Origin of the sequence: Deinococcus yavapaiensis KR-236 (assembly GCF_003217515.1) — a bacterium.
Classification (GTDB): Bacteria; Deinococcota; Deinococci; order Deinococcales; family Deinococcaceae; genus Deinococcus_A; species Deinococcus_A yavapaiensis.
Genome location: NZ_QJSX01000018.1, coordinates 13,551 through 30,294, shown reverse-complemented (window position 1 = coordinate 30,294; position 16,744 = coordinate 13,551). Strand labels below are relative to the sequence as shown.

Here is a 16,744-nt window from a genome sequence, read left to right as displayed (position 1 = left end):
GGGACTCCTCGACACGCAGCTTAGGAAGCCGACGATGATCGACGCATGACGGACCGAGGCGTGCCATCGAGCTGCCACCGCCTCCCTGGCAAGGTGACCCCATGAAACGATTCACCCTCACCCTGCTGGCTTTGACGTCCTCGTCGCTCGCCGCGTCCCCGCCCGACTTGTCTTGGCAGGCGCATTCGGACGCGAGGGCCCTGCCGTCCGAGGCGGCGTTGCAACAGCAACTCCAACGAGAGCGCGCCCGCTTGTGCGACGCGCCGCGCTTCGACGCCTCGAAGTTGACGAGCGATCAACTCGGGGCCTACCAAAACATGGAGCGCCTGCTCGCGATGCTCGGACCTTCCTCGGAGAGCCGCGCCACGTTCGAGCAGACCTTCGCGAAGATGACGGAGGCGTACGCCAAGACGGCCCCGCTCACGCCGCCGAAGGTACCCGCCACGCTCGCCGAGGCCTTGAAGGACGCGGCGGCGTGGCTCGAGAAGCGCGAAAGCGCCGGATTGAAGGCGTTCTCGAGCAGCCCCGACGCGAAGGACGCGGCGCTCGCTTCGCGCGCCGCCGAGAGCGCCGCGCTGCTCGGCAAGCCGAACGCCGCCCTCGCCGCCCTGCTCGCCGCCCACCGCCTGCAACCGCAAGAACCGCAACACCTCGTCAACCTCGGCGGCGTCCTCGTGACGCTCGGTCTGCCCGGCGACGCCCTCACGGTGCTCGACGCGGCGGCGAAGCTGCAACAAAACACGACCGGGCCGCTCGGCTGGTCGAACCCAGCGGTTCTGAGCACGAACCGAGGGCTCGCCCTCACGGCCTTGCGGCGCTTCGATCAAGCGGAGACCGTGTTGCGCCGCGCGATCGCCGCCGAGCCGATGCTGTCCGAGGCGAACGCGGGCTTGAGCGTCGCGCTGACCTGCCAAGGCAAGTTCGCCGAGGCCGCGAAGTTCGCTCGCGCGGGCGCACGCCGCACGCCCCCGAAGACGACGGCGCAAACCCAACCTCAAACTCCCCAGGAAATTGAGGTGACGACGGGAAGCGCGGACGTGCTCACGCGCCTGCCCGCCGCCTTCACCTTCGACCTTTCGCACGGCAAGGAGGCGTCCCTGCCGAACCTCAAGCTGCCGCAAACACCGGCCGAGGCGGTCGCGCTGCGGTCTCGCTACGAAAAGCTTCAAGACGAGCTCGACGACCGGGCGACGTCTTTGAGAAACCGAATGGACGAACTCGACATGCAGCTTCGCGACCGTAAGGAGTCGGCGTTCACGAGGGCTCGACGAAACGCTCTGTGGGATGCGATGCTCTCGATCGACCAAGAGCCGCACATGCGCGCCCTCGTCGAGGCCAAGCGCAAGACTCAGTACGACGCGCCGAGGCTCCAGCAGGACTTCTACAACTGTGAGGGCGGGTGCGTCGTCGACGAGATCAGCAGGCGCGTCCGATCGCAAGAGGAGTTCCTCGCGCTGTGCGTACCGGCGCTCGAGTCTCAGAACAACAAGTGGCGCGGCGCGATGCACGGCCACGCGGAGAACCTCGGCGCGTACTTCAAGCAGGGCTACAAGCTGTTGACCGGGCTCGCCGCGAACGCTTCCGATCCCATCTTGCACGAGCGGGCCTCGCTCTACGCCGAGCTGTGGGCAACGTCGCTGTATTCCGGTTACGTCGGCACGGCGTACGGCTGGGCGAGCGCCCTGACGCCCCACTATCAAGAATGGTGCTTGAAGTCCAGCGCGAGCGCGGCCCCGGTCGTCGCGAATGAACTCGTGCTTCCGAAGGCCGATGGGTGCAAGGACCTCCTCGGCGCCTCCACCTTCGGCTTCTCGCTGCCCTTGCTGAGCTTCAAGGTGTCGTGCGAATCGCTCTCCATGACGACCGCCTCACCCGGTTGGCTCGGCGCGTTCGGTCAGCTCAACCACACGTTCGGCACCGAGGATTACACCGTCACGGTCGGCGTGCAAGAGAGCATCGAAGCCGGTTCCATCGTCGGGATCGAGTCGAAGCAGGGCGTGTACATCACTTGGGGCGCGGACGGCATCACGGACGCCGGTGCGGTCGTCAAGACGTCCGTGAAAGTCGTCGTGAAAGGTGGCGGAGACTCGAAAGCGAGCCCTGGAAGCGAGATCAAGGCTCTGAGCGGCAAGTGGAGCTTCATCGCGAAGTCGAGCCGCTGAGCGTTCGTCCGCGCCATCGTGTCGCCATCGCGCGCCTCGGGCCGGGCTTGACGACGGACCTTCGAGCCCTCCTGGGGGCCTTTCTCGCCCGCCGCTCGTCGGCCCTCACACTCCCTCGTCCGTCTCCACGTCCGAATTCGGTGGCGCGCACTTGCGTGCGCGCCGCTTGTCGCGTGGCCTCAGTGGTCGGCGCGCCCCCAGGGATGACTCGGAGTGCGGGGCCTTCGGCGAGCCGAATGCGCGTACGGGCGGGTCGGGCGCGCGAACTTTGCCGCTTGAAGTCCCGCGCTCAAGACGATCATTGGCACTTCAAGTACACGGCCTTGAGGTATCGCGCTTCTTGGAACGTCGCCGGATGATCGGCGGCGTGTCCGCTCGTGCGAAGGACGCGCACGGTTCGTCCGGAACGATACGCCGCCCGCATCACGGCGTCCGTGAATTCGTCGGCGCTGACGTGTGCCGAGCATGACGCGGCGAGCAGCACGCCTTCGGACGCGAGCAGGTTCAACGCGTCCATGACGAGGTGCTCGTACTGACGAATGGCGCCCGCACGTTCCGTTTCTCGTTTCGCCAGCGACGGCGGGTCGAGCACGATCAAGTCGAAGGGCCGCGCGTGGTGCTGATGCAGCCACGAGAACACGTCCGCTCGAACGGTGATGTGTTCGCACGCGGCCACGGCGGGCGTGTCGGCGTTCAAGGCGAAGTTCCGCTCGGCGCTCGCGAGGGCGTGCGCGCTGATGTCCACGCTCGTCACGGACGTCGCGCCGCCACGCGCCGCGTACAACGAGAACCCGCCGGAGAAGCTGAAGGCGTTCAGGACACGCTTTCCGCGTGACAACTCTTCCACGCGCGCGCGGTTTTCACGCTGGTCGAGGAAGAACCCGGTTTTTTGGCCGCGCAGCACGTCCGCTTCGAAGGCCACGCCCGCTTCGCGGAACACCACGGGGCCGAGAAGCGGATCGCCGCGCACGACGCTGCCGTCGTGCACGCCGAACTCGGCCGCTACGTCGCGGAGGTTGCGGCTGAGCCGCACGACGAGACGCTCGCGCGGAAAACGTTCGGCGATCAAGGCCAGCACGTCGGCCCAGCGGGGAAGCCACGCGCCCGCGTACACCTTGAGGACCAAGGTGTACGCGTAGCGGTCCAGAACCAAGCCCGGCCAGCCGTCACTTTCCCCGTTGATCAAGCGGTAGCCGTTGGTTCGCTCGTCGAACAGGCCTTCCCGCGCGTCGATGGCCGCGTCGAAGCGGCGCGTCCACCACCTTTCGTCGAGCGCTTGAGGTTGTCCGGCGTGCAGCACGCGCAGGCAAATGGGTGACGTCGGATCGTACAAGCCGATGGCGAGGAATCGGTCGTGAGCGTCGTACACGATTCCCAACTCCCCGAGGTGCCCCGCGCGATTTTGCTGCTGAACGCTGTTGGCGTAAACCCACGGATGCCCTTGACGCACGTGCGCTTCGGCGCCACGTTTGACGCGCAGCCGCAGCCGAGGCGCTGCGCCTGAGGAAGGAAGCGGCAGGGACGGGCCTTTCAGCGGAACCACCTGGGAGTGACTTCGTCCTTGGACTTGGCGATGGCGAGGGAGTGCGGCGGGCGGCCGCCTTGCCATCGAGCGCGGGTCCTCTCGCGGGTTGACGGCCGAAGGTTCGACGCGCCTCGTTCGACGTGGGGGGGCATGTCCGTGGCTGCTTGTGGAGTCGCGTCGTGAATTCCGTGCTCGACGTCGAGCGCGCGACGACCGCTGCCGGTTCGTGAAATCAGAGGCCGTGAGGATCGGGGGGAAAGTTCTGGTCGAAGTACCTGGATGTTGCGCGAAGGCACGACGGGGGCCTCGAGCTTGCTGGGGAAGCGGGGCCGCGGTCGGGTTCGCGCTCGTCTGTTGTCGCGTTGCTTGATCGGTTTCATGGTCCGGGGCTTGCGAGGACGTCCTTCGACGACTCGCGCGAGTTCAGGGTACGCCTTGGCGGCGCTCGTCGCGTGGGGAATGGGTGATGCCGCCGCTGAAGCGTGTTGAGGTGGAACGAGGAATCGGTGGAGTCGCGTTCGCTCTTCGTGGGAGGTCGCGTGACCGTCATCCTCGATCTGGCCGAGCGAACGAGTGCGGCGAGTTTGCTCGTGGCGGTGAAACGGCGTGTGACGAGCGCATCAAGCGTCCACCACTGGCCTCGCGACTTCGATCCGAGTTGCAGGGTACATGGGGCGCGACTCTTGACAAAACTAATATTATTAGTAAAGATACGAATACGAGTAGGAGACAAACATGAACACGCGCACCCCCGCCCGAGCCACGCTCCTCACCCACACCGAACCTTCCGAATGGAACGCCATGCCCACCCAGTACCTCACCACGCCCGAAGGCCGCCTCGCCTTCGACGACACGCACGGCCACGGCCCCGTCATTCTCGCCATTCCCGGCATGGGCGATCTGCGCGGACAATACCGCCACCTCACGCCCCTCCTCGTCGAGGCGGGCTACCGCGTCATCACCATGGACATCCGGGGCCACGGCGACACCACCGCCCGCTGGAACGATTACAGCGCCCAAGCCGTCGCCCGAGACGCCCTCGCCCTCCTCGACCACCTCGGCGTACAACGCGCCGTCCTCCTCGGCAACAGCTTCGCCGCCGGCAGCGCCCTCTGGGCCGCGCACGACCAGCCACGGAAAGTCGGCGGTCTCGTCCTTCTCGGCCCCGTCACCCGCGACCTCCCCACTCCCTGGTACATGCGTTTGGTGATCAAAGCCGCCTTCGGCGGCCCTTGGAGCCGAGCCTTCTGGATGACTTACCGCAAGACCCTCTTCCCCGCCCGCCAACCCGACGACTTCGACACGTACGAGGCCAGCGTCCGCGCGAACCTCGGCCAATCCGGCCGCATGCAAGCCCTCACGAACATGATCTTCCTGCCCAAAGCACCCACCGAACCCCTCCTGAGCGCCGTGCGCAAACCCACCCTCGTCGTGATGGGCACCAAAGACCCCGACTTCAAGGACGCCACCGCCGAAGCGCGCCTCGTCGCCGACCGCACCCAAGCGGACTTGATGCTCGTCGAAGGCGCCGGCCACTACCCTCACGTGGAATTTCCCGAACAAGTCGCGCCGCGCCTCCTCGCGTTCCTCGGGAAGCTGAACTGATGCCCCGCGCCGGCCTCGACTCCACGCGGGTCCTGGACGCCGCCGCACGCATCGCGGACGCCGAGGGACTCGCGGCCCTGACCGTCGCGCGCCTCGCGGCGGAACTCAAGGTCAAGCCGCCCTCGCTGTACAACCACGTCGAAAGCCTCGACGCCCTGCGCGACGGCCTCACGCGACGCGGCTTTCGGGAACTGCTCGACGTCAGCCGTGACGCTGCCGCCGGACGATCGGGTTACGACGCCCTGAACGCCCTCGCGTACGCGCAGCGAGCCTACGCGAAGCAGCACCCCGGCTTGTACGCCGCGATGGAACTCCCCGTCGCGCAGCAAAGCGAGAACGCCAAACGCCTCGGCGGCACCTACGTGAACTTGATCCTGGCCGTTCTGCGGGGCTACGGCTTGGAAGGCGAGGAAGCCCTGCACCACGTGCGCGTGCTACGCGCCGCACTTCGCGGCTTCATCAGCCTCGAACTCGGCGGCGGCTTCGGCTTGCCGCTCGGAATCGACGAGAGCTTCGACCTCCTGCTGCGCGTCCTGCACCTCGGCCTCACCGACCGAGCGAACCACGCTCCCGGCGAGTTACCTCACGAAAGAACTGCGTGACGACCGCGCTGCCTCGCCGATCCTTCCCGGTGTGAGGCGCACACCTCACCCGCGTCACGCTGTTCGTCACCCTTCGTGCCCAACAGAGTCTGCCCACGCCTGAACGTCACCTCGACGGTCATTGCCGCCAAACAAGCAGAAGCGCGACGTTTCCTAGCGCGACGAGCCCCAGCGTCCACGCCAGAGTCGAGCGCCCGACGGCGAACAGGGCCGCGACGGCCGCGCCGAACACGAAAAGCTGCACCAGCAGGTGCAGTGACAGCGGCAGACGCACGGGCGCACGAGGAGACACCAACGCGCCCCACACGACCGCCGCCAGCAACGGGGCGGTCACGGCGAGCAGGACCCGCATGCCGAGACTCGTGCCCGTCCGCCACCCCCAATACGCGAGAGCGGCGAGCAGGCACAACTCCAGAACGAACCGCACTCCGAGGTTGACCGCCTTGATGCCTTCCATTCACAACCTCCTGGGTGCGCACGTCCCGTGCTCGCCCACCGAGCCGCGTATAACGTAGCTGGGACGCGCCACGCGCCGTTCTGTCCCAGGTGATCCGAGGTCGTCAGCCTGGGGCCGTCCAGCGCAGTGCGCAACCGCTTCACTTGACAGGGCGAGCGTCAACGAAACTTTACACCCCTTCGTCCGTTGGCATCCGTCCCTTCGACGACCACGGGTACGAAACGAGTCCACGGTCTCGCACGCCGATGGTGCGCGTTTCGTACCCGGCGGTCATGAGGCCACGTTGGACATCGCATTCACGGGTTGGCGTTGCCACTCGGGATGATCGCGTTGATCGACGCTGGCGAGAAAGGCGTTCGTGTCCGCGGGCACAACGCCCCGCCTTCGCGCGCCGTGACGAGCGTTCCCTTCCGGCGGACAACGAGCGGTGCCGTCGGTGAAATGGTCTGAAACCGCCTCGACAGCAGAATCAGCGCGGCAAGCTGAAGCTTGCCGCGCTGGAACGACACGTACGCCCGTGCCGTCGAAATGATCCCGAAGGGTGTGCCGAACAGCTGTACGTCGTGAGGGTGATTCGATGTCAAGCACCCCTCGGCGCATCCCCGGCTTCCCTTATGGCATGCGAACCAGCGCGCGAACGACCGGCAGTTGCACCAGCCCACTGACGCCCGCGCGGCTCACGCCCAGCGTCACGGTCGTCCCGGGGGCACCGCGGATCACGCCGATAAGCTGCGGAAGGGTCAACCCGTTCACGTCCACTCCATTCACCCGCTCGATGATGTCACCCGAACGCAGGCCTGCCTTCTGGGCGGGTTGATCGGGAAGCACTTCTGTGACCAAGAAGGCCGTGTCGTGCCGTTCCAACCGGAAACCCGTTCCCCCGAACTCGCTGAACAAGCGCCAGGCCAACTCTTTCGGAAGCGGGTCGCCCGTGTACGTGCTCTGTTCCAACCCCGACTCGCTGAGCCCGCCGTGCGTCACCAAGACCAAGTCCCACCCGGCCTTTCCCTGAACGTCGATTTGATCCACGTAGCTCGGGCAAGACACGGTGCCTTTCATGGTCACCGGCATGTCTTGGAAGCGGAGATGGGCCGCCTGACTGCCCACCGGCATCGGCAGCTGCGCCGTGCTGTTCAACTGAAGGTCACCGAGCAGTTTCCCGTTCTGGTAGACATTCAGATTGAACTGCTTGTAGCCCGCGTTGGCCGGCACCGCAGTGCCCTGCCCGCTGCAACCCTTGTCGTAGTTCGAAGGGTTGGCAAAGAGACCGGAGAGCGGCGCCAGCATTTTCTTCAAGCGGTCCGCCGCGGGCAACATCAAGCTGAAGTGCCCCTGGGCGTCGATGGTTCCTCGCACGACGTTGGGAGCGTCGACCGATTCCAGCCGAATCTCCCCCACCTGCCCGGCGGGCCAGTCGACAATGGTTCCCCGGAAGAGTCCCGATACGGGTACGGCTTGAGAAGTCGCGGCAAACAGCATGGGGAGGGCCAGCCAAGTGATGGTTCGCCAGTTCATAGAACCTCCTCTTCCCACGGTGAGGTGGGAAGCGTCGTGAGCAGGCAGCTGAGTGAAAGACGTGTCATCAGCCCACCTGAAAGCTTCAACCTTACGCCAGAACGCGCAGACCGTCATGAACTCGGCGAGGAGGCACGGCGGCGAGTGAGCGTGCTGGAGGCCGAACCATGGGCGTAAAGAACCGAGCAGGATCGCCGGTATCTTCAGCGCTTCGAAGAACTTACCGACGGATGAGAAGCGGCAAGAAGCACGTGGGCTTCGGGTTCGCCGCAGCGACGGTCGTCACGACCCGGCCGGGAACGGATCGCGGAAAGGACTTCCCGCGCGGGCCGTCTGAACCGGAACGAAGCCGTCGTTTCCGAAGTTTGGCACGTTGCTGAAATTCACGTCATTCCTCTGCAACCTCCTGGAGGGCCCCTTGGCCAACTCGTACCTTCACCTTACAAACGCAGCGAAATGCTTGCGCAACCGAAATGGCTCCAACCTCGTGCGTTCCGGACCGCTCGCTTCGAATCGCCGTTGCGTTGTCATTGCGATGAGGGTGAAGGACGGTTGCTGCACGGCGGATTCGTTCGCGAGCAGCCCGGCGGGTTGGAAGTCGGGTTCGTCTTGTCGCACGACCGCCTGCGTGAAACCCTTCTGGCGGACGCTCGGGTCCTGCGTTCACGGCAACTGCATCGCCGGGCGTACCACGCGTTGAAAGAAGCGGCGCCGCCCACCGTGCTGGCTCGGCACGCGGTCGAGGCGGGGCTGCACGCGGAGGCTCGCGTGTCTGCGCCGAGCCTCCGCCGAGGCGGATCGCCTCGGCCTGACCGGCGTGTCCAGCGCGGCACGGAACGGGTGGAGTTGCTGCTGCTGCTCGCGGAGGCGCACGACCGCGATGGAGAGTGGCACGACGAGGAGCGCCTGGGACGCGAGGCTTTGGACCTCGCGCGCACACTGGCCGCACCGCCCCTCGTCGTGCAGACGCTGAACCGCCTCGCGTGGAGTTCGCAACACCGAGTTCCGTTCGGTGATCGATCCCTGAGCGAGGAAGCCACGGCCCTCGCGCGCACCCTGGGCGATTCCTTGTTGCTCGCCAGTAGCCTTCAGCACCTCGTGCGCAGCTACAGGCGCGACGATCCTCACCGGGCCTTCGAGTTGCAAAGCGAAGCGCTGGCCTTGCTGGAGGCGCACGGAGATGCCAAGCGGCTCGGACACGGCCACATGAACATGGCCGTACTCACAACCCGAAGCCGACCGGGTGGAGGTCATGTTCGAGCACCTCTCGCTGGCCGCCGCCGCGTTCCGGAAAGCGGGCCACGCCTCCCTGGAAGGCCGAGCCTTGGCCGAGCTCGGCGCCGCCTTGCTCGTGCACGAGCGTTCTGCCAAGGCCGCCCGCGCCCTGCAAGACGCGGTGGCCCTGTTCGAGCGGTCACGTCCGTGCGCCCCCGTTTTGCGCGCCCAGTGGGCCGTGTGCCTCGCCCGGCTCGGCGAAGTCACGCGCGCTTGGTCGGTTTTCCGCACGGGGCTCAGCACCGACGAACCGCCGCCCGTGTTGCGGGGGACGCTGTACTGGACCGCCCAGTTTCTCCTGGAGGCCGGGCAAGCGCGCACCGCCACGCTCCTCGCCGCGCTCCTCGAAGCCCAGTCGCCTCCGGAAGACGCCTTGTTCCTGGCGGGGCCGATGAAGGGCCTCCGCGATCAGCTGGCGGCGAGCCTTCTGCCGGAGGCGCTGAAGGACGCCGCAGAGCGGGGCCGAACGCTGTCCTTGGAGAAGGGCGTTCGGGTCGTCGAGGCCTTGGCAACGCAGCCGGGCGTCATCGCGCGGAACTGAACGACGAGGTGACACTGTTGGCAACGGCAGGCGAACCTGGCGCCGTTGCGGTGCTGTTGCGGCGCGTGCGTACCTTGTGCTCAAGACCGATCCAGAGGAGGAAGTCCATGAACACTCCCTTTCAGCCCGATGCAACCTTCGCTCGCCTCTCGCCCGTCACTCGCCTGCGCCACGTTCTGCTCGCGGGCCTCGTCACGCTGATCGAGCGCCTCCTGAATCCGGGCGAACAAGCCAGCCAGCTTGCGCTTCCCGAGGAGGAGTGGACGCTGGAGGAGTGGACGTCTGGGTGCCTCGGCTCGTCCTTCATACGCGTCTTCCACGGGTTCCGGTGATTTCTCCCGTTGAGGCCCCTTGCTCATGGAAGATCGTGAGCCGTCCTCCGGCGAAGCGCGGAACGCCCTCGACGACTTCGTGCGCGTGGCGATGTCTCGGCCCACGTTGTCACGCCAGATCGCGCAACATCCTGAGGGCGTCGGGGAGAGTCCACGAGCGTCCCACGGCCACCGCTTCTTGTAAGGCGGCCCCGAGCGCTCCGTCGAGGGCGGAGCGCAGTTTCGCAGGAGAGTCTTTCAAGTCGTTCACCTCCCTGCTTCCGTTGCCTCCCGCGCTCGCTTCAAAAAAGCCCAGCAGGACAGCGGCTTCCCTCGCGTGTCCCACCTCGAACAGGAACCATGCCGCCCAGTAACACGCCCCCTCAAAGAAAATGGGCGGTACGCCTGTGGCAAAAGCATCGCGGAGCACCTCCCATCCCCGCTGTCGTTGCCCCAGCCGCGCGAAGGTCAAAGCCCACAAAGGCCGCACGACGGGGGCGTACAGCTGGTGTGGATCGCGAACTGAGATGGACGCCTCCAGCACCCATGCCGCCCGCTCCAAGCGACCCACCTGAATCAGCATCAGTGCCTGAATGTGGAGCGCCATCGCCTCGTTGTGCACGTATCCCGCTCGACGGTGTGCGGCGGCCGCCAAGCCGAACTGAACGGCTGCCCCTTCCCAGTCGCCCAACTAGACCAGGGTGCCCCCCATGTTGGAGTGGCCTGCCCCGACCTGCGGCTGGTCGCTGCCCACGGCCTTCAGGAGGCCCAACGCCTCGGCATGCAGTTCGAGCGCGGTCCGGGGGTGTTCCTTGGTGAGGCTGCCTGCAAGTAGTTGCAAGCTGATGGCGAGCCTCGCGGGATCTCCTAGGGTGAGGGCCGAGCTCACCACTTCTTCCACCAAAGCGCGGTCCAAACCTCCGCTCCTGTAACTGATGATGAACTACATGATCAGCGCTCTCAGCAGTAACGACGGCTCACCCCCCGTCTGCGCGGCCGTCACGGCATCATCCACCGCCTGACTTGCACTCGCCGGGTCTACGTGAATTTCATACGCTTCCGCGATCAGAACCAGTAATTCCAAGCGTTCCAAGCCATGCGCGCCCAAATCCAGCGCGTCTCGCAGGGCCTGGATGGCCGTGTCGCCCCGGCCCAATCGCAGGGCGTCCCGCGCAATGCGCCGTAACCAGGGCCGTGCCGCGTCCGGTCGACCCGCCAGTTGGGCATGCCGCGCCAGCACCGCGGGTGGAGCGGCGCCTTCCAAGGCTTCCAGCGCGCGACGGTGCAGGAGGCGTGAACGCAGTGCGCTGAGACTCGCCGTGAGGGTCTCCCGCACGCGGTCGTGCGAAAAGTCGCAGGAGAACGTCCCTATCCCCCTCGACTTCCTGAAGGAGGCGCGCGCGAACGAGGGTTTCCGCGCCGTCCACGGCGTCCTCCTCACTCAGGTCCATGACGTTGCGCATCGACGTAAACGACGCGTGATCGCCCAGCACCGCCACCCCATGCGCGACGGCGCGGGCCGAGGGTCTCAAGCGTGAGAGGCACTCCTTGATCACCGCACGCACCCCCGGAAGCAAGCCGGGCAGTTCCCGCGACCGCAAGCACCACGCCTCACCGTCGCGCTCCATCAGATCTTTGAGCGCTTCCTTGATGAACAGCGGCTGCCCCTGCGTGTGCGCGTGCAGCCAGCTTCCCAAGTCGGACACATCATAGGTTCCTGCTTGTGCTGCCACCAGTGCGCGCATCTCCGTCGCCGCCAAGGGCGTCAATTCGATGGGCGTGACGGGCACTTCCCGGGCAAGCCGGGTGGGCTTCAAGACGGGGCTGGAAGCGAAAGGCGAGCGCCCTAGCATCCAGGGAGCCCGCCTTTTGCTTCTGTAGCCGTGGAAGTCGATGACTCGCCAAGGCCGCCCTGACGTCAGGTGCTCGCGGCGACACGCGCTGGGCGCGTCAAGCCGGGAGTCAGGGCTGCCGCCGCGACCGACAGGATGGCGGCCACCACGAACGCCACGCCGTACGAGCCGAGCGAGTCTCGCGCCACGCCGCCCAGCCACGCCGCGAGCGCCGCGCCCATCATGTGCGCGAAGAAGATCCAGCCGTAGACCGTGCCGACGTTGCCTCGCCCGAACTTGTCCGCCACCAACGCCGTCGTCGGCGGAACCGTGGCGATGTAATCCAGCCCGAACAGCACCGCGAACGCCACCAATCCGACGCCCGGCGGAATGAACAGCAGCAGGAACAAGCTCACGCCACGAAAGCTGTAGTACAAGCCCAGCAGCGCGCGTGGATCGTAGCGGTCGGTGAGCCAGCCGCTCGCGATCGTCCCGACGAAGTTGAACACGCCCATCAAGGCCAGCATGCCCGCCGCGTACGTCGCCGTGAGGCCCGCCTCGGTGCAGTACGCGATGAAGTGCATCCCGATCAGGCCGTTGGACGTCGCGCCGCACACGAAGAACGTCACCGCCAGCAACCAGAAGTGCCGTGAACGCAGCGCGTGCCGCATCACGCCCGCCTCGGGCCGCACGCTCGGCGCCGCCATTCCAGGCTGCAGGCCGAGCGGCGCCACGCCGACATCCGATGGACGGTCGCGCAGAAACATCGCGACGAGCGGCAAGGCGATCAGCGCGAGTCCACCGATGATCGCGGCGCTTTCACGCCAGCCGAGCGCGCCCACCATCGCCGTGAGGATCGGCAGGAAGATCAACTGTCCGGCCGACGAGGCCGCGCCGAACACGCCCATCACGAGGCCGCGTCGCTGCACGAACCAACGGTTGGCGATCGTCGCGCCCAGCACGCTGCCGACGATGCCCGTTCCCAAGCCGCTCAGCACGCCCCACATGACGTGCAGCTGCCAAATGGACTGGACGAACGAGCTGCCCGCGAAGCTCGCCGTGATCACCAGCAGGCCCGCCACGGTCACGCGGCGCGGCCCGAAGCGGTCCATCAACGCGCCGCTGATCGGGCCGCCCAAGCCGAACATGATCAGGCCGAGGGACGCGGCGAGCGACAGCGTGGCGCGCGGCACGCCGAGGTCCGCCTGCATGGGCAGCAAGAACACCCCGGGGGCGGAGCGGGCTCCGGCCGACAGCAGCACCACGAGCGCCGCGATGGCCACGACGACCCAGCCGTAGAACACGGGAGACCGCGATGGGCTTGACGCTCCGGGGCTGGCATGTTGATCTTGTTGAGGCAGCATGACGCAGGGTAGCTGGTACCAGCGTGGCACGTCTTGCAAAATCTTGCTCGGCCCTCTCTATGCTGAAGGCATGACCGACCTCCTCGCGCGCCGCCAGGAGCGCTTGAAGCGTGACGAGGCGCGGCTGTGGCGCGAGGATTTCCTCGGTGGGCTGGACGTGTTGCAGGCACGCTTCGTGAAGCAGGCGTTCGCGCGGCACACGCACGAGGAGTTCACGGTCGGCGTGGTGCATCAAGGCGCCGCGGAATTCTGGAATCGCGGCGCGGAGCGCGTCGCGCCGGACGGCAGCGTGATGCTGATCAACGCGGACGAAGTGACGACCGGACACTCCTTCGTGGAGGACGGCTACTTGCACCTCGTGCTGTACCCCAGCGCGGAGCAGTTGCGCGCGGTGGCGGCGCAAGTCGCGGGGAAGCGAGTGGAGACGCCGTTCTTTCCCGAGAGCGTGGCGTTCGCGCCGGAGGTGGCGCACCGCTTGACGGTCGCGCACCGCGTCCTGTCCGACTTCACAGCGTCTCGGTTGACGCGCGACGCCGTTCTTCAAGCGGCGTTGGTCAGCCTCGTTTCAACGCTGAGCGAGGCGCGCGGAACACCCGCGCCGCTTGGACAGGAGCGGGCGGCCGTTCGGGAGGCGCGGGCGTACCTCGACGCGCACGCGGTGGAGGACGTGTCCCTCGACGATCTCGCGGGCGTGTCGGGGCTCAGCGCCTTTCACCTCTCGCGGGTGTTTCGTGAAGAGGTGGGATTGCCGCCCCACGCGTACCAAGTGCAGGCGCGGGTGCGGCGCGCGCAGGCGTGGCTCGCGGCAGGGTGGGGACTGGCGGAGGTGGCGCTCGCTGCGGGCTTCAACGATCAAAGTGCCTTCTCGAACCAGTTCAAGCGCCACGTGGGCGTGACGCCGGGCCAGTACGTTCGAAGTTTCGGGCCGAAGAAGCGTTGAGCGAACGTGTCGCCCCGGATGATGGAAGTTCGTGCGGCGCGCGAGGCGCAGGGCGATCAGCGGCTGAAGACGCCTCGCTCGGCCGTTCGAGCATCGACGAGGTCGCGAGGCTGGCACCTCTGGCGCGGTGCGAGCGGAAACCGCCGAGGTCGTGAAGGCACGAAGAACTTCAACGCGCGAAGCGGCGCGAGGTGCCGCAAGACCGCCGAGCTCCACCGTCGAAGGAATCACCTCTTCCTGCACGTTACCTTCCGTGAATCATTGATAGCCGCAAAACTTCGGTGGGCCTCTTAGACGAGGGTCCGCGGACGTAGACGTGTGGGAGGGGCCACTTCCGATTTCCATACCCGTCGCGTCAATCGTCGGCGCTGGTTCACTGTCGACGACGGCTGGCTTCCGACGTCTTCTCGAAGTCTCACTCGTCGGCGCGCTCGCTTCGAGCGTGCTCCAAGCCGGGAAGACCCGAGGTGTCGGCCAGAAAGATGCCCAGCAGGAACGGCTCCGTTCCCGTGCGCCGCGCGTACCGCTCATGCAACGCCCGCAATTCTCCCTGAAGTTCACGCGCGTCGCTCGGCGTCAGGTGCAGCAGGTGCCAGCCGCTCACCATCACAGGAGCCGCGTCGCCGAGGTCCGCCCAGCGCACGCCGTCCTCACGCACGATCCGAAAGGATACGTCCCCGCTGGGGGTACGCTCCGTGACGAATCCCCAGCCGTGCTGATCGAACGGAGCGCGAAGGAACGTCCGACCAATGGCCGTCTCGAACAGATCGAGGTGCCACGCGCGATTTTGCCGACCGACCGTTTCGGCGGGCACCAGCGTGAACGGCACGAAGAAGGTATCCGACGCCGCGCGGTACAGTCGCACGGCGCGGCCTGCGCGCGGTCGCACCTCCCGGACGGCAAGCAGCCCGGCGCGCTCCAAGCGGCGGACGCGTTTGAACAACCATTCGGTGGTCACGCCGAGCGTACGAGCGGCGTCGGCGACTCCGCGCGCCTCACCCGTGAAGACGTCCAGGAGGCGCAGCCATGCGCGGTCCATCAGCAGTTCGGCCTGTGAAGCACTTTCGACGTGGTAGGGCCTACTTCCCGGATGGTCTGGCATGGCAAGTAGAAGATAAGTCAAGGTGAAGGTATGCGCCAAGACACGGTCGGACGGTTGCTTTTCTTCGTGACGGCCACGCTCCTGCTCACGTTGGGCGTGCCGCTCTTGTTCGCTGCGGACACGGTGACAATTTGGCTGTTCAGGGTATCCTCGCCCGCTGGTGAGGCACTGGCGCAGGTCGCGGCGGCGGGTCTGCTCGGCTTGGGCGTGGCGAACTGGTGGAGTCGCGAGCAGTTCATCGGCGGAATCTATGGACGGCCGCTCGGATTGGCGAACCTGCTGTGCTTCATGGTCCTCGGGACGTCACTGGGACGAGCAACCTTGGCGGGAAGCCTGCCCGGCGCGACGTGGCTGTTGGTGCTGACGTCGACGCTGCTGACGCTCACCTTGGCTTGGCGGATGTTCTTGTGGCGTCCGAGCCGCCACACCGAGCTGGTTCGTGGAGGGTGACGCCCACGAGGGAAAAGTTTGGGCGTCTCGGGCTATCGATTCGCTCGGCGAGGCGGAAGAAACTGTTGGTGACGTGAAGCAGCCAAGTTCGAGAGGATTCTTTCTTGGGCGTGTCGAGGCGTTCAAGAAGCGTTAAGTTAACGTTTCTTCGTAAATTAATGTCCCTTGGTAAATTAACGTTTCTTGGTAAATTGACGTTTCTTTATCGTCTGAGACGTTTTTGAGACGCAGCTTCCCTTGACCGACTCATTCTCAAGCTTCTCCCGCGTCTCCTGATATTAGGCCCCACGGAAGACGGTGCGCTTCGAGCAGGAGCGAGGCGGCGCTCTCCCGTGACAATTTGCCGCTCTGTCGCAGCGCGATGGTTTCATTTCGAGCGTGTCCTCAACTTTGCGGTAGCTGAACGAGTTCGAGGATGGTGCCGTCGTCGTTGTGCAGGTAAACCAGGCGCGCACCGATGGGGCCGGGCCCCTCCTCGACCACCGCCACCTTGCCGCGCACCCGCCAACCCCAATCGCGGCTGGCACGCACAATCTCGTCGAGGTCCGTGACTCTGAGTGCCAGGTGCCACGAACCGATGTCCACCGGGCGCGGACGGTACGTCTGGCGGTCAGCGGGCGCGGTCGGCTGGTACAACTCGATGGTCTGGCCGTGTTTCGTCAGCATGGCGACCTTGCTGCGGATCCCGGGCACGCCCGTCTCATCCTCGGGCAAGGGACCGCCGATCTCTGCCATTCCATCCAACTTGAACCCCAGCACCTGCTGCCAGAAGTCGATTTGATGGTGGATGTCGCTCACGGCGATGGCCGTGTGAACGATGCCCAGGACATTCTGGGACTGCGTACTTCGTCTCGTCATCGTGGCCTCCTTCTCAGCTTATCTTCGGCCGCTATCGCGCGCGGCCAGCACGCCCTGTTCCAAGACCCGCGATTCGGCGGGCTTCAGCGCAGTTGGGCTTTGGTCGTGAAGCCGTTTTTCCCGCGTGCTTGAATGGTCGCACGCGAGCCCCGAACAGCTGTACTCGAGCCATTCGCGCCGATGAAGCCCTTCCCTTCCCGTTCGA

General features: G+C 66.1%; 16 protein-coding genes. 7 read left to right on the top strand and 9 right to left on the bottom strand.

What is annotated here, in order from left to right; all coding sequences use genetic code 11:
* Window positions 1-101 precede the first annotated feature (101 nt).
* Complete coding sequence (locus DES52_RS18770; RefSeq protein WP_110888373.1) at window positions 102-2,162, top strand: tetratricopeptide repeat protein; 2,061 nt, start codon at window positions 102-104, stop codon at window positions 2,160-2,162.
* A gap of 298 nt (window positions 2,163-2,460) precedes the next feature.
* On the opposite strand, the gene DES52_RS18765 is transcribed toward DES52_RS18770, so the two are convergent.
* Entirely contained in the window at window positions 2,461-3,681 is a 1,221-nt protein-coding gene (locus tag DES52_RS18765; RefSeq protein WP_245901149.1) for a class I SAM-dependent methyltransferase, read from the bottom strand.
* Between the two features lie 741 nt (window positions 3,682-4,422).
* On the opposite strand from DES52_RS18765, the gene DES52_RS18755 reads away from it, so the two are divergent.
* Entirely contained in the window at window positions 4,423-5,292 is an 870-nt protein-coding gene (locus DES52_RS18755; RefSeq protein WP_110888370.1) for an alpha/beta fold hydrolase, read from the top strand.
* Complete coding sequence (locus DES52_RS18750) at window positions 5,292-5,894, top strand: TetR/AcrR family transcriptional regulator (protein ID WP_110888369.1); 603 nt, start codon at window positions 5,292-5,294, stop codon at window positions 5,892-5,894. Before DES52_RS18755 ends, DES52_RS18750 begins: the two co-directional genes overlap by 1 nt.
* A 118-nt stretch (window positions 5,895-6,012) precedes the next feature.
* Here the strand turns inward: DES52_RS18750 and DES52_RS18745 are convergent, their stop codons facing one another.
* The 3 genes from DES52_RS18745 to DES52_RS18730 form a co-directional block, all read right to left on the bottom strand.
* On the bottom strand, window positions 6,013-6,351 hold the full coding sequence (locus DES52_RS18745; RefSeq protein WP_110888368.1) for a YrdB family protein: 339 nt from the start codon (window positions 6,349-6,351) through the stop codon (window positions 6,013-6,015).
* A gap of 612 nt (window positions 6,352-6,963) precedes the next feature.
* A complete protein-coding gene (locus tag DES52_RS18740; RefSeq protein WP_170131168.1) occupies window positions 6,964-7,866 on the bottom strand; it encodes a S41 family peptidase in 903 nt (300 codons plus the stop codon).
* 663 nt (window positions 7,867-8,529) lie between these two features.
* Entirely contained in the window at window positions 8,530-9,120 is a 591-nt protein-coding gene (locus DES52_RS18730) for a hypothetical protein (protein ID WP_110888365.1), read from the bottom strand.
* On the opposite strand from DES52_RS18730, the gene DES52_RS18725 reads away from it, so the two are divergent.
* Together DES52_RS18725 and DES52_RS18720 are read left to right on the top strand one after the other, a co-directional pair.
* Complete coding sequence (locus tag DES52_RS18725; protein WP_110888364.1) at window positions 9,119-9,682, top strand: hypothetical protein; 564 nt, start codon at window positions 9,119-9,121, stop codon at window positions 9,680-9,682. The genes DES52_RS18730 and DES52_RS18725 overlap by 2 nt on opposite strands.
* A 107-nt stretch (window positions 9,683-9,789) precedes the next feature.
* A complete protein-coding gene (locus DES52_RS18720; protein WP_110888363.1) occupies window positions 9,790-10,014 on the top strand; it encodes a hypothetical protein in 225 nt (74 codons plus the stop codon).
* Between the two features lie 109 nt (window positions 10,015-10,123).
* Here DES52_RS18720 and DES52_RS18715 read toward each other — a convergent pair whose 3' ends face one another.
* The 3 genes from DES52_RS18715 to DES52_RS18695 form a co-directional block, all read right to left on the bottom strand.
* Window positions 10,124-10,684: a hypothetical protein gene (locus tag DES52_RS18715; RefSeq protein ID WP_146237381.1), complete on the bottom strand. Its 561-nt coding sequence runs from the start codon at window positions 10,682-10,684 to the stop codon at window positions 10,124-10,126.
* Window positions 10,685-10,909, bottom strand: coding sequence for a hypothetical protein (locus DES52_RS18710; RefSeq protein WP_110888361.1), 225 nt, complete (start codon window positions 10,907-10,909; stop codon window positions 10,685-10,687).
* 1,002 nt (window positions 10,910-11,911) lie between these two features.
* Window positions 11,912-13,189, bottom strand: a complete 1,278-nt coding sequence (locus tag DES52_RS18695; RefSeq protein WP_110888358.1) for an MFS transporter — start codon at window positions 13,187-13,189, stop codon at window positions 11,912-11,914.
* Window positions 13,190-13,259: 70 nt separating this feature from the next.
* On the opposite strand from DES52_RS18695, the gene DES52_RS18690 reads away from it, so the two are divergent.
* A complete protein-coding gene (locus DES52_RS18690; RefSeq protein ID WP_170131166.1) occupies window positions 13,260-14,129 on the top strand; it encodes an AraC family transcriptional regulator in 870 nt (289 codons plus the stop codon).
* A 415-nt stretch (window positions 14,130-14,544) separates the two neighbouring features.
* Here DES52_RS18690 and DES52_RS18685 read toward each other — a convergent pair whose 3' ends face one another.
* Window positions 14,545-15,231 (bottom strand): hypothetical protein, encoded by a 687-nt coding sequence (locus DES52_RS18685; RefSeq protein WP_146237380.1) that lies wholly within the window; start codon window positions 15,229-15,231, stop codon window positions 14,545-14,547.
* 30 nt (window positions 15,232-15,261) lie between these two features.
* On the opposite strand from DES52_RS18685, the gene DES52_RS18680 reads away from it, so the two are divergent.
* Entirely contained in the window at window positions 15,262-15,681 is a 420-nt protein-coding gene (locus tag DES52_RS18680) for a hypothetical protein (protein WP_110888355.1), read from the top strand.
* A gap of 384 nt (window positions 15,682-16,065) precedes the next feature.
* Here the strand turns inward: DES52_RS18680 and DES52_RS18675 are convergent, their stop codons facing one another.
* Entirely contained in the window at window positions 16,066-16,539 is a 474-nt protein-coding gene (locus DES52_RS18675) for a VOC family protein (RefSeq protein ID WP_110888354.1), read from the bottom strand.
* Window positions 16,540-16,744 lie beyond the last annotated feature (205 nt).

Excerpts from the sequence above, each read along its gene's own strand:
- DES52_RS18755 (WP_110888370.1), top strand. The coding sequence starts at position 4,423 with ATGAACACGCGCACCCCCGCCCGAGCCACGCTCCTCACCCACACCGAA.
- DES52_RS18685 (WP_146237380.1), bottom strand. The coding sequence starts at position 15,231 with ATGCCAGACCATCCGGGAAGTAGGCCCTACCACGTCGAAAGTGCTTCA.
- DES52_RS18680 (WP_110888355.1), top strand. The coding sequence starts at position 15,262 with ATGCGCCAAGACACGGTCGGACGGTTGCTTTTCTTCGTGACGGCCACG.
- DES52_RS18730 (WP_110888365.1), bottom strand. The coding sequence starts at position 9,120 with ATGACCTCCACCCGGTCGGCTTCGGGTTGTGAGTACGGCCATGTTCAT.
- DES52_RS18725 (WP_110888364.1), top strand. The coding sequence starts at position 9,119 with ATGTTCGAGCACCTCTCGCTGGCCGCCGCCGCGTTCCGGAAAGCGGGC.
- DES52_RS18745 (WP_110888368.1), bottom strand. The coding sequence starts at position 6,351 with ATGGAAGGCATCAAGGCGGTCAACCTCGGAGTGCGGTTCGTTCTGGAG.
- DES52_RS18690 (WP_170131166.1), top strand. The coding sequence starts at position 13,260 with ATGACCGACCTCCTCGCGCGCCGCCAGGAGCGCTTGAAGCGTGACGAG.
- DES52_RS18695 (WP_110888358.1), bottom strand. The coding sequence starts at position 13,189 with ATGCTGCCTCAACAAGATCAACATGCCAGCCCCGGAGCGTCAAGCCCA.
- DES52_RS18675 (WP_110888354.1), bottom strand. The coding sequence starts at position 16,539 with ATGACGAGACGAAGTACGCAGTCCCAGAATGTCCTGGGCATCGTTCAC.
- DES52_RS18720 (WP_110888363.1), top strand. The coding sequence starts at position 9,790 with ATGAACACTCCCTTTCAGCCCGATGCAACCTTCGCTCGCCTCTCGCCC.
- DES52_RS18750 (WP_110888369.1), top strand. The coding sequence starts at position 5,292 with ATGCCCCGCGCCGGCCTCGACTCCACGCGGGTCCTGGACGCCGCCGCA.
- DES52_RS18770 (WP_110888373.1), top strand. The coding sequence starts at position 102 with ATGAAACGATTCACCCTCACCCTGCTGGCTTTGACGTCCTCGTCGCTC.
- DES52_RS18740 (WP_170131168.1), bottom strand. The coding sequence starts at position 7,866 with ATGAACTGGCGAACCATCACTTGGCTGGCCCTCCCCATGCTGTTTGCC.